This window comes from Pseudomonadota bacterium (genome assembly GCA_039196715.1).
Classification (GTDB): Bacteria; Pseudomonadota; Gammaproteobacteria; order CALCKW01; family CALCKW01; genus CALCKW01.
Map to the genome: position 1 here is coordinate 18,381 of JBCCUP010000060.1, position 9,730 is coordinate 28,110.

General features: G+C 67.1%; 12 protein-coding genes and 1 tRNA gene. 2 read left to right on the top strand and 11 right to left on the bottom strand.

The window, feature by feature from the left end:
- Positions 1-10: 10 nt before the first annotated feature.
- From AAGA11_17185 to AAGA11_17195, 3 genes are read right to left on the bottom strand one after another with little or no spacing between them, the layout of a single operon-like run.
- Positions 11-472 carry an OsmC family protein gene (locus tag AAGA11_17185; GenBank protein MEM9604602.1) on the bottom strand — a complete coding sequence of 154 codons (462 nt, stop codon included), beginning with the start codon at positions 470-472 and terminating at the stop codon, positions 11-13.
- Complete coding sequence (locus tag AAGA11_17190) at positions 473-1,129, bottom strand: malonic semialdehyde reductase (protein ID MEM9604603.1); 657 nt, start codon at positions 1,127-1,129, stop codon at positions 473-475.
- Positions 1,126-1,998, bottom strand: a complete 873-nt coding sequence (locus AAGA11_17195) for a fumarylacetoacetate hydrolase family protein (GenBank protein MEM9604604.1) — start codon at positions 1,996-1,998, stop codon at positions 1,126-1,128. The genes AAGA11_17190 and AAGA11_17195 overlap by 4 nt, the downstream gene beginning before the upstream one ends.
- Positions 1,999-2,099: 101 nt before the next feature.
- On the opposite strand from AAGA11_17195, the gene AAGA11_17200 reads away from it, so the two are divergent.
- Positions 2,100-2,486 carry a YciI family protein gene (locus AAGA11_17200; GenBank protein MEM9604605.1) on the top strand — a complete coding sequence of 129 codons (387 nt, stop codon included), beginning with the start codon at positions 2,100-2,102 and terminating at the stop codon, positions 2,484-2,486.
- On the opposite strand, the gene AAGA11_17205 is transcribed toward AAGA11_17200, so the two are convergent.
- Positions 2,475-3,986: an AMP-binding protein gene (locus tag AAGA11_17205; protein MEM9604606.1), complete on the bottom strand. Its 1,512-nt coding sequence runs from the start codon at positions 3,984-3,986 to the stop codon at positions 2,475-2,477. The two genes, AAGA11_17200 and AAGA11_17205, sit on opposite strands and share 12 nt — an antisense overlap.
- A gap of 178 nt (positions 3,987-4,164) precedes the next feature.
- Between AAGA11_17205 and AAGA11_17210 the strand changes: the two genes are divergently transcribed.
- On the top strand, positions 4,165-4,905 hold the full coding sequence (locus AAGA11_17210) for an SDR family NAD(P)-dependent oxidoreductase (protein MEM9604607.1): 741 nt from the start codon (positions 4,165-4,167) through the stop codon (positions 4,903-4,905).
- Positions 4,906-4,947: 42 nt separating this feature from the next.
- On the opposite strand, the gene AAGA11_17215 is transcribed toward AAGA11_17210, so the two are convergent.
- From AAGA11_17215 to AAGA11_17245, 7 genes are all read right to left on the bottom strand, one after another.
- Complete coding sequence (locus tag AAGA11_17215) at positions 4,948-5,211, bottom strand: hypothetical protein (GenBank protein ID MEM9604608.1); 264 nt, start codon at positions 5,209-5,211, stop codon at positions 4,948-4,950.
- Between the two features lie 389 nt (positions 5,212-5,600).
- Entirely contained in the window at positions 5,601-5,894 is a 294-nt protein-coding gene (locus AAGA11_17220; GenBank protein ID MEM9604609.1) for a Dabb family protein, read from the bottom strand.
- 43 nt (positions 5,895-5,937) lie between these two features.
- Positions 5,938-6,013 (bottom strand) — tRNA-Lys (locus AAGA11_17225).
- Between the two features lie 78 nt (positions 6,014-6,091).
- Entirely contained in the window at positions 6,092-7,024 is a 933-nt protein-coding gene (ybgF, locus tag AAGA11_17230; GenBank protein MEM9604610.1) for a tol-pal system protein YbgF, read from the bottom strand.
- Between the two features lie 25 nt (positions 7,025-7,049).
- The gene (pal, locus tag AAGA11_17235) at positions 7,050-7,655 is read right to left on the bottom strand and encodes a peptidoglycan-associated lipoprotein Pal (GenBank protein MEM9604611.1); all 606 of its coding nucleotides are present in this window, start codon (positions 7,653-7,655) and stop codon (positions 7,050-7,052) included.
- 44 nt (positions 7,656-7,699) lie between these two features.
- Positions 7,700-9,004: a Tol-Pal system beta propeller repeat protein TolB gene (gene tolB / locus AAGA11_17240; protein MEM9604612.1), complete on the bottom strand. Its 1,305-nt coding sequence runs from the start codon at positions 9,002-9,004 to the stop codon at positions 7,700-7,702.
- Positions 9,005-9,012: 8 nt separating this feature from the next.
- Positions 9,013-9,730, bottom strand: a 718-nt coding sequence (locus AAGA11_17245) for a TonB C-terminal domain-containing protein (protein ID MEM9604613.1), incomplete at its 5' end; no start/stop codon positions are given.

Below are 9,730 nucleotides of genomic sequence, written 5' to 3' on the forward strand. Positions count from 1 at the left end.
TGCCCTGATATCAGGCTTTTTTCCACTCTGTGATCACGTCGGTTCCCGCGGCGACAAACAGCCGTGCCACGGGACAATACAACTCGACCTCGCGCGCCACCGCCGCGAGCTCGGCCTCGCTCGCCGGGCCGTGGGCGGTGACCGTCTGGCGCACCGCCGTGAACGGCACCGCCACCGACTCCGACAGGGTCACACCACGCCGATCGAAATCGCAGGCGACGTCGATGTCGAGGTGGCCAATGTCTATGCCAAGCTTGGCTGCACATTTGTGGCCGATGACATTGGTGCAGCCAGCCAACGCCGCGAGCACCGTGTCCGTCGGCGTCGGGCCGGCGTTGCCGCCGCCGCGCTCGACCGGCTCATCGATGGTCAGCGTCAGATCGCGCACCCGCACGTCTGCGCGGGAATGGTCCGGACAGTGGGCCGAGGCACGCAACGTGACCGTGGTTTTCGGTTTCGGTGTGATGGCCATTTACAGTACCGTACAAACGTCGTCGAAGTCGAAGCGCGGCAGGCGCGGAAACAGTGCGCTCTCGTCGGCGTAGCCGAGGTTGCACAGGAAGTTTGAGCGCCACCCCGATTCGCCGAAGAACTCCGCGTCGACCACCGCATTCGAGAAGCCGGACATCGCGCCGACATCGAGGCCGAGTGCCCGCGCCGCAATCATCAGGTACGCACCCTGCAATGTCGAATTGCGGTACGCCGTGTCCTCGGCGTAGTCCGGGTTGTTGGCAAACAGCGGTTTGCGGTCCTCGTGCGGGAACAGCCGATCGAGCTGCTGCCAGTAATTCGGGTCCCACGCGACGATAGCGGTCACAGGCGCATCGCGCATCTTCGGTACATTCTTGTCTTTCAGCGCTTTGGCAAGCCTGTCCTTCGCTGCGTCGCTGACAACGAACACCAAGCGGGCCGGACAGGTGTTCATGCTGGTCGGCCCGCGGATGACGATGTCGAAGAGGGCCTGCAGGGTGTCCTGGCTGACCGGGCGGTCGGTCCACGCGTAGTGTGAGCGTGCGTCGCGCAGGATCAGGTCAATGCTGTCGTCGTCGAGTCGCGATATCCGTGCACGCAAGGCCCGCACGGCCGTCTGGGCGGCCTCGCGATCCGGTGAACCGTCTGGCCCGCTCACGCCGCGCCCTCGATCGCCGGGGCTTCGTCGACCACGGGACTCGAACAGAGACCGATCGATTCGATTTCGATGTCGATGCGCTCGCCCGGCTGCAGCCAGCGCGGGTTGGGCTTCTTCGCGTGCCCCACCCCGGGCGGCGTCCCCATGGCCAGCATGTCACCCGATTCGAGCGTGCAGAATTCGGACACGATGGCGATGGCCTGAGCCACGCTCCAGATCATGTTGGCTGTGTTTGACGACTGCAGCACCTCGGCGCCAACCCGGCTCTCGATCTTGAGCCCGGCCGCACCCGGCGGCAACGCGTCGGCCGTGACCACGTGCGGCCCGACCGCACCGGTGGCGTCGAAGTTCTTGCCCGGCGTCCACTGGTGCGTCTTGCGCTGGAAAGCGCGCACGGACCCGTCGTTGAAGACGGTGTACCCAAACACGTGGTCGAGTGCCGACGACTCGGGAATGTGGCGCCCCCCGCGGCCGATGATGACCATCAGCTCCGCCTCGTAGTCGAGTTGTTCGCAACACCGGGGGCGCACCATCGGCTGCCCGGCGGCCATCAGCGACTGCGGCCGCCGCATGAACAACGCCGGGTAGTCCGGGATGTCGTAGCCGCCTTCCTTGATGTGCTCGACGTAGTTGAGGCCGAGGCAGAGCACCGTGCTGGGCCGCGACAACGGCAGCGCCGGCTCGATGTCGCCGACTGCAACCCCCTCGCCGCTCGCCGCGGCACACACCGCCTGCAGCGCCAGGTCACCGACCAGGGCCGCGAGATCCGGACCGACCCCCGGCACCGCCGAGCTGAGGTTGATTGCCCGGTCTCCGTCGACCCGGTACACCGACTGGTGTCCGTCGACCTGCCCCACCAACAGTCGCATGCTCTTCTCCCGCCGCACTCTGCTGGCGAGTATTGGCGATTTATTCTGACTTCGTCAAGAATTATCGATATTATTTCAGCGGGCTTTCAGAGGAACCGGTCATGCCAAGCTGGAACGAATACAAGGCCGAGGCGACGGCGCGCGGCGCGTTGGCTCTTGAACTCTATGTAGTGCAGTCGGTGCCGGCGGGCGAGCCCGAGGCGGTGCGCGCCAACCTGCCCGATCACCTGGCCTACCAGGCGTCGCTGGAGGCATCCGGCGTGCTCGTGATGGCCGGGCCCGTGTCGGATGAAACCGGCGAGCTCATGCAGGGCGCCGGCCAGATCATCTACCGCGCCGACTCGCTGGAAGCCGCACGCGGCCACGCCGAAGCCGACCCGATGCACGCGAGCGGCGCCCGCCGCTACACCCTGCGCCGCTGGCTGGTGAACGAGGGCGCACTCACGGTGTCGGTCAAGCTCAGCGCCCAGCAGGTGTCACTCGGCTGAAGCCGTCGCGGCCCCCTCGCCGTCCGCGAGGCGGTCGGCGAAGGTGCCGAGCAGCGTGTGCTTGAGGATCTTGCCGGTCGCCGCGGTCGGGAAGCCGTCGACGATCACCAGCTGCTGCGGCAGCTTGTAGGCGACCAGCCGCTCGCGCAGCCAGCGGTGTATCGCGTCGGCCGTGACCGCCCCGTCCGTCAGCACGAAGGCCACGATCTCCTCGTTGCCCGGCACCGCGCGCCCGACCACGGCGGCCTGGTAGACGGCCGGGTGGCGCGTGAGCATGTCTTCGACCTCGGGCGGGTAGACATTGAAACCCGAGCGGATGATCAGCTCTTTCAGCCGACCGGCGATGAACAGGGCGCCGTCGTCGTCAATCCGACCGAGGTCCCCGCTGCGCAACCAGCCGTCGTCGGTCAGGGCCTCGAGGCTACGTTCCGGGTCGCGGTAGTAGCCCAGCATGATGTTCTCCCCGCGGATCCAGATCTCACCGATGCCGTCGGTGTCAGGCTGGTCGATGCGCAATTCGATGCCATCGAGCGGCCAGCCGACGGCGTTGTCCTCGCGCGGCCTGTCCGGCCGGCCGGTCGAGACCGTCGGCGCGGCTTCGGTGATGCCGTAGCCATTGGCAAGCGCGACACCGAATTCCGCTTCGGCGCGCCGCTTGAGGTCGGGGTCGAGTGGCGCACCGCCGGTCGAGGTGCGCCGGATGGCGGGTGCGTGGAGCGCACGGCCTGTGGCGTCCATGTGGGCGAACAGCGCCGACATCATCTGCGGCACCGCGGGGAACACGGTGACGCCGTCGGCCAACGCGTCGAGCACCGAGGCCGGGTTGTAGCGGGTGTGCAGTCGAACGCGTGCACCCGCGTGGATGGCCGGCAGCATCAGCGAGGCGAAGCCGAAGATGTGCGTCATCGGCAAGGCACACAACACGTCGTCGCTCGCCATGGCGCCCCAGACTTTGGCGACGCCGACGGTGTTGAAGATGAGGTTGCGGTGGCTGAGCATCACCCCCTTGGGCGCGCTGGTGGTGCCGGTGGTGTACATCAGTGCCGCAACCTGACGATCGGACGGGTCGACCGGCTCGACCTCGGTGTCGGCCACCGGGCTGACCACCACCGGGCCGACGTCCAGCGTCAGCAACGTCGTCGCACCGAGCCGTTCGGCGTGGGCCGCCGCCTCGGCCGACACGTGGCGGGTGCAGACCACACACCGCGCACCCGCGTGGGCGACCGTGGCCGCGACTTCCGACTCGGATTGGCGGGCGTTCACCAATGTCACCCAGGCGTCGAGCCGCGACAGCGCAAACACGACCACCGGGAACAGCGCGCAGTTCTCCGCGAGCAGCACCACGCGATCACCGGCCCGCACGCCGTGCGTCGCCAGCGCCTCGGCCAGGGCGATCGATTGCGCACGCAGCGCCCCGAAGCCCACAGACCGGCCGTCGTGGTCAATGAACGCCGTGTCGGCGGCCGGGTGGTGGGCTATCAGCTCGTGCAGCCGTCGCATGCGCCAGTCTCCGAAAGCGGGTGTCGCCACCGCCTGCTCGCGTGCAGGCGGTGGCCACGAACAGCATACGCGTGCACCCGCCACAGGGCACGCCACCGCCCGCGCGGCGACGTTGACCCCACCGTTGCCACCCGGCTAGGGTGCGGTCACGGAGTCACGGACAGCGAGGGACACCCGCGTGAACACCCCTGCCCCGGTCGCCCTGATCGTCGGCGCCGGCGACCACATCGGCGCCGCCATCGCACGGCGCTTTGCCCGCGGCGGCTACACGGTGTGCCTCGGCCGCCGCCGCGGCGAGGCGCTCGCCCCACTGGTCGCAGACATCGAAGCGGCGGGTGGCACCGCGCACGGCTTTTCGCTCGATGCGCGTGACGAAACCCAGGTCGAGGCGCGGTTCGCGTGGATCGAAGACAGCGTCGGCCCGCTGTCGGTGGTGGTATCGAACGTCGGCGGCAACGTGCAGTTCCCGCTTCGCGACACCACCAGCCGGGTGTTCCGCAAGGTCTGGGAGATGTGCACGCTGACCGGCTTTCTGGTCGGCCGCGAGGCCGCGCGCGTGATGGTGCCGCGCCGGCACGGCAGCGTGTTCTTCACGGGCGCCACCGCGAGTGTGCGCGGCAGTGCCGGCTACGCCGCCTTCGCCGCCGGCAAACACGGGCTGCGCGCGCTGGCAGAGAGCATGGCGCGCGAGTTCGGCTCCGAAGGCATTCACGTCGCCCACCTGATCATCGACGCCGGTGTCGACACCGACTGGGTGCGCGAGCGCATCCGCGCACGCGGTGATGACCCGGATGCGCTGCCGCCGGGCAGCCTCATGAACCCCGACTCGGTGGCCGAGACCTACTGGCAGTTGCACCACCAGCCGCGCGACGCCTGGACCTTCGAGATGGATCTGCGGCCGGCCGTGGAGCATTGGTGACGCAACGCACCCTAGGAGTTTGCCACGGCGGGTGCGGCGGCCTCAGCGGTCCTCGGTTATCGCGCTATCCGACAGGTGCGCAACACTGCCCGGCACATTGGCGAAGATCCGGTCCATGACGGCGTGGCCGTCGGCACGCGACGCCTCAGCGTTGTTGCGCCAATCGGGCACCACATCACACACATCGGGCACCGGCTCATTGCGGCCGCAGGCGACCTGATTGAAGCGCGGCAAGGTCACGCCAAACTGTGCGTGGACGCGCGTCTGCTGGCCGGTATCCACGGCAATCGCGAGGTCCGCTGACACCAGGTGGTCTCGGGGCAGCTTGCGCGACACGCGATGCGCAAGGTCGACCCCTTTCTCACGGTGGTGTCTTGCACGAAATCGACACTCACGTGCGGTGCGTGTTCAAGGCCGGCCGATCACACAGCCACGGGCGCACCGGATGGCAGCGCCTGCCTCAGTGCCTATGCGGCCGTCGTACTCCGAAAGAGGTTGCCCATGCACATGAATAACACGGTGGTTCCAGCCGTCACACGCGCTCCTGCGGCCCGACAGACCGTGCCGGCTTGGCTTCGTTTACACCATGAACCGGTCGCCTGGCTGGGTACAACCGACGTCGCGGCGAACCGCTGCGAGACGCCATACCGCAAGGATGGCAGCACGCGGAGGCCAGGCGGCGGCGCACAGCCGCCTCAGATCGGGTAATCGATCACGATGATGTCGCCAATCATCGGCACGAACACCGCCTTCAGGGCGTCGTGGGCCGGGTGCGGCAGGTAGGCGTCTCGCGCCGCGGCGTCTTCGAAGGTCATCAGCACGACGTGGGTGTAGCCCTTGTCGAGGCCCTCGGGGCTCTCGTTGGCGCCGCATTCGATACCGACGATGCCCGGGATCTCGTCCGGGATGCGCTTGAAGTGGGCAAACAGGGCGTCGATGTCGGCGGGGCCAACCTCGGGCTTGAACTGAATCAACAGCAGGTGGCGCATACCGGGCTCCCGGGCACAAAAAAACGCGCCGGAGCGCGTTAAATGGTGGGCCGTGAAGGATTCGAACCTTCGACCAATTGATTAAAAGTCAACTGCTCTACCAACTGAGCTAACGGCCCAACTAAGCTGCGCAGTATAGCGGGCAAACCGGCGCGCGCCAAGCGCCCCGAGCCGAGCTGCCCACACCGAGAGGCGCCCTATTCGCCGATTTCGCTGAGCCGCCTCTGCGCGAGCAGCGCCGCGGTGGTCCGCGGGTGCCGGCTGACCACGCCCTCGAGCGTCGCGCGCGCGGCCTCGATGTCGCCCAGCTCGTGCTCGACGAAGCCGACCTTGAGTCGCGCGTCGGGCGCCTTCTTGTCCGCCGGGTACAGCACCAGCAATTGGTCGAAGTAGCCGCGCGCCGACTCGAACTGGCGCTGCGCGTACTGCGCTTCGCCCAACCAGTAGAGTGCGCCGGCGTTGTAGCTGCCGTTCGGGTACTGCGAGAGGAGCTTTTCGAAGCCCGAGGTCGCGGCGTTGTAGCGGCCGTTGACGAGATCGAGGTAGGCGTTGTCGAACAGCGATTTCTCGGCCGGGTCAGCGTCCTCGGGTGGCGTCAGCAGTGCGCTGGTGGCGGGCGCCGTGGCGTCCGCTGGCTGCGTGGCCGCCCGTGCCACCGCTGTGGTGGTGTTTGCGGCAGCCGGTGCTGCGGCAGCCGTCGCTGCGGCAGCCGATGCTGCGGTGGTAGCTCCGGGCGTCGCCACGCCGGGCGTCGCCACGCCGGGCGTCGCATCGCCGAGTGCCGTCGGTTCGCGCACCAGCGACTGGGTCTGCGCCGCGGCCGCACTCGAGCGGGTCTCGAGATCCTGCAGACGCCGGTCGGTGTCGATGTAGAGGTCGCGGTTGCGCTGGTCCATGGTCGCCAGCTCGTTGCGCTGGAGCTCAATCTCTCCGCGCAACTGGCGCATTTCGCGCTGCAACCCGTCGATGCGCTGCAACAGGTCGATCAACACACGGTTGTCGAGAATGCGCTCGAGGCGCTGCACACGCTGTTCGATCGGTGACTCGGCCATCGCACCGGTTGCGACGGCCGCGAGGCAACAGAAGACCGCCACGCGGAGGGGGCGGTGGTGAGCCGGGCGCAGCAACATGGGCATTGTCCTGTTGGGTGTGGCGTTATTCGTAGATGAGCTCCACCCGGCGGTTTTGTGCCCAGGCGGCCTCGGTCTGACCCAGCACGGCGGGTTGTTCCTCACCGAAGCTGAGCGTGATGACCTGATTGTACGACGCCCCTTGTAACATAATCAGGCGTTTGATCGCCTGCGCCCGCCGCTCGCCGAGCGCGATGTTGTACTCGCGGGTGCCCCGCTCGTCGGCGTGGCCCTCCAGCCGAACGGTCGCGTCCGGGTAGGTCGCGAGGTAGCGGCCGTGGTCACTGATCGCGTCGATGTACTGCGAATCGATCGTGTCCTGGTTGAAATCGAAGTAGAAAATCCGCTGCGCCAGGGTGCTGTCCGGGTCGAAAATCGCCTCGCGCGGCATGAAGCCGTCGGGGAAGCCGGTACTGCCCCCGGTGCCGGACGCCACCAGCTCACCGTCGAGGTTGCCGCTCTCGGAGCCGGCGAGGTTCGCTGCCTCGGCCTCTGCCGCCGCTTGGGCCTCGGCCGCAGACACCGCGTTGGCTTCCGCGGCGGAGGGGATGTCCTCGTCGAGCGCACCGCGTGAGGAACAGCCCGCCAGCACGATCGCCAGCGCCGCCACAGACATCAGACCCTTGGACATGCCCACTCTCCTGTGTTTTTTGAACATTGCATTGTCTTCATGTTTCACGGCAAGGTCGGTGACCAGGCCGGTTCGCGCACATCACCGTCGCTGAGCGGCATGTTGAGCTTGATCGCGCCGTCCGCACTCACGGCGCCGAGCACGCCGCGGCCCTCGGCCTCGGTGGCGTAGATGATCATCTCGCTGTTCGGCGCAAAACTCGGTGATTCATCAAGCCGGCCGCTGGTCAGCACGTCGAGCAGGTTGCTCTCGAGGTCCAGCACCGCGATGCGGAAGTCGGAGCCGAGCTGGTGCACCATGGCGAGCAGCTTGCCGTTCGGCGACACCGCCGGGCTTGCGTTGTACTTGCCCTCGAATGTCATGCGCTCGGTCGTGCCGCCCTGCGCCGGGATGCGGTAGATCTGCGGGCCGCCCGCACGGTCCGAGGTGAAATAGATGAACCTGCCGTCCGGTGACCAGGCCGGCTCGGTCTCGATCGCCGGGTTGTTGGTCAGCTGGAAGCGGTCACCGCTGCCGACGTTGATCACGTAGAGGTCCGGGCTGCCCCGCAACGACAAGGTGACCGCAATCTGCCGACCGTCAGGCGACCAGGCCGGTGCCCCGTTGATGCCCTCGAAGGACGCGAGCTGTTGGCGCTGACCGGTGTAGCGGTCCTGCACGAAAATGGCGGTGCGCCGCGGGTTCTCGAACGACACATAGGCAAGCTTGCCGCCGTCGGGCGACCAGGCCGGCGACATCAGCGGTTTGCTCTGGCTGACCACGGACGCGGGGTTGGCGCCGTCCGAATCCGACACCTGCAGCTCGAACCGCCGCGACTCCACGCTGTCGCCCTTGACCGACACGTAGACGAGGTTTGTGTCAAAGGCGCCGGGGGTGCCCAGCAGCGCTTCGACCACAGCGTCGGCGATCTTGTGCGCCGAGCGCCGAAGCTGGTTGCGACGCGGGTTGTATTGCACTGAGGTCAGCACCTGCTGCCGGAAGACGTCGATGAGCTCGAAGGTCACTTGAAAGTCGAGCGCGGTAAGTTGCTTCACCCGGCCGACGATGAGGTAGTCGACCTGCAATATCTTCCAGTTGTCGAAGCGCACGTCGTCGCTGCGCACAGGCGAGGAGATCATGTTCTCGCGCGCAACCGGGTCGAAACGGCCGGTGCGGAAGAGATCGTTCGCGACGATCTCGGCAATGTCCTCGGGGACATTGCCCTCGATGCCGAAGGGCACGACAGCGATTGGCAGGCCGCCGCCGACGCCGCCCTTGATTTCGATCCGCAGGACAGCGTGCGACGCCGTCGAGAACCACGCCGTCAGCACGACCAGGAGGGCGACGGCAACGCGGTGAGTCTGAGCCATGGTGCTGATCACTGGGGTGAGAAAACAAATTCTATCACCCGTTCATACAAACGGGGGTCCGGCGGACGCGGCAACGGCGAGGCCTTGAGCACTGCGTTCTCGATCGATCGGCGGGTCTCGGCACTCACGTTGCACGGCAACACATCGACGGTCAGCACGCCGCCAGTCGGGTCCTGACGCACGCGGACCGCGCACTCGAAATCGGCGTCGAGGCCGGTGTTGATCCAGCGACGCCGAACCGATTGCTCGATGCTGCGCTTGTAGCGCGTATTCAGGCGATCGAGCTCGGCCGCCTGGCGCTGCCGCTCCTCGGCGGCCTCCCGGGCAGCGCGCGCCTCGGCTTCCTGGCGCAACCGGGCTTCTTCTTCGAGCCGAAGCCGCTCGGCCTCCTGGCGCTGACGTTCTTCTTCCTCCAGCCGCAGGCGTTCGGCTTCCTGGCGCTGACGTTCTTCTTCCTCCAGCCGCAGGCGTTCGGCTTCCTGGCGTTGCCGCTCCTCTTCCTCCTGGCGCTTGCGTTCTTCCTCTTCCTGGCGCTTGCGTTCTTCTTCCTCCAGGCGTCTGCGCTCTTCCTCTTCCTGGCGCTTGCGTTCTTCTTCCTCGAGGCGTCTGCGCTCTTCCTCTTCCTGGCGCTTGCGTTCTTCTTCCTCGAGGCGTTTGCGCTCTTCCTCTTCCTGGCGCTTGCGTTCTTCTTCCTCGAGGCGTTTGCGCTCTTCTTCTTCCTGGCGC

Coding starts and splice junctions, on each gene's coding strand:
- AAGA11_17195 (MEM9604604.1), bottom strand. CDS start 1,998: ATGCGACTGTTGGTGGGGCAGGTCGACGGACACCAGTCGGTGTACCGG.
- tolB (MEM9604612.1), bottom strand. CDS start 9,004: ATGGCTCAGACTCACCGCGTTGCCGTCGCCCTCCTGGTCGTGCTGACG.
- AAGA11_17185 (MEM9604602.1), bottom strand. CDS start 472: ATGGCCATCACACCGAAACCGAAAACCACGGTCACGTTGCGTGCCTCG.
- AAGA11_17220 (MEM9604609.1), bottom strand. CDS start 5,894: ATGCGCCACCTGCTGTTGATTCAGTTCAAGCCCGAGGTTGGCCCCGCC.
- AAGA11_17200 (MEM9604605.1), top strand. CDS start 2,100: ATGCCAAGCTGGAACGAATACAAGGCCGAGGCGACGGCGCGCGGCGCG.
- ybgF (MEM9604610.1), bottom strand. CDS start 7,024: ATGTTGCTGCGCCCGGCTCACCACCGCCCCCTCCGCGTGGCGGTCTTC.
- AAGA11_17205 (MEM9604606.1), bottom strand. CDS start 3,986: ATGCGACGGCTGCACGAGCTGATAGCCCACCACCCGGCCGCCGACACG.
- pal (MEM9604611.1), bottom strand. CDS start 7,655: ATGTCCAAGGGTCTGATGTCTGTGGCGGCGCTGGCGATCGTGCTGGCG.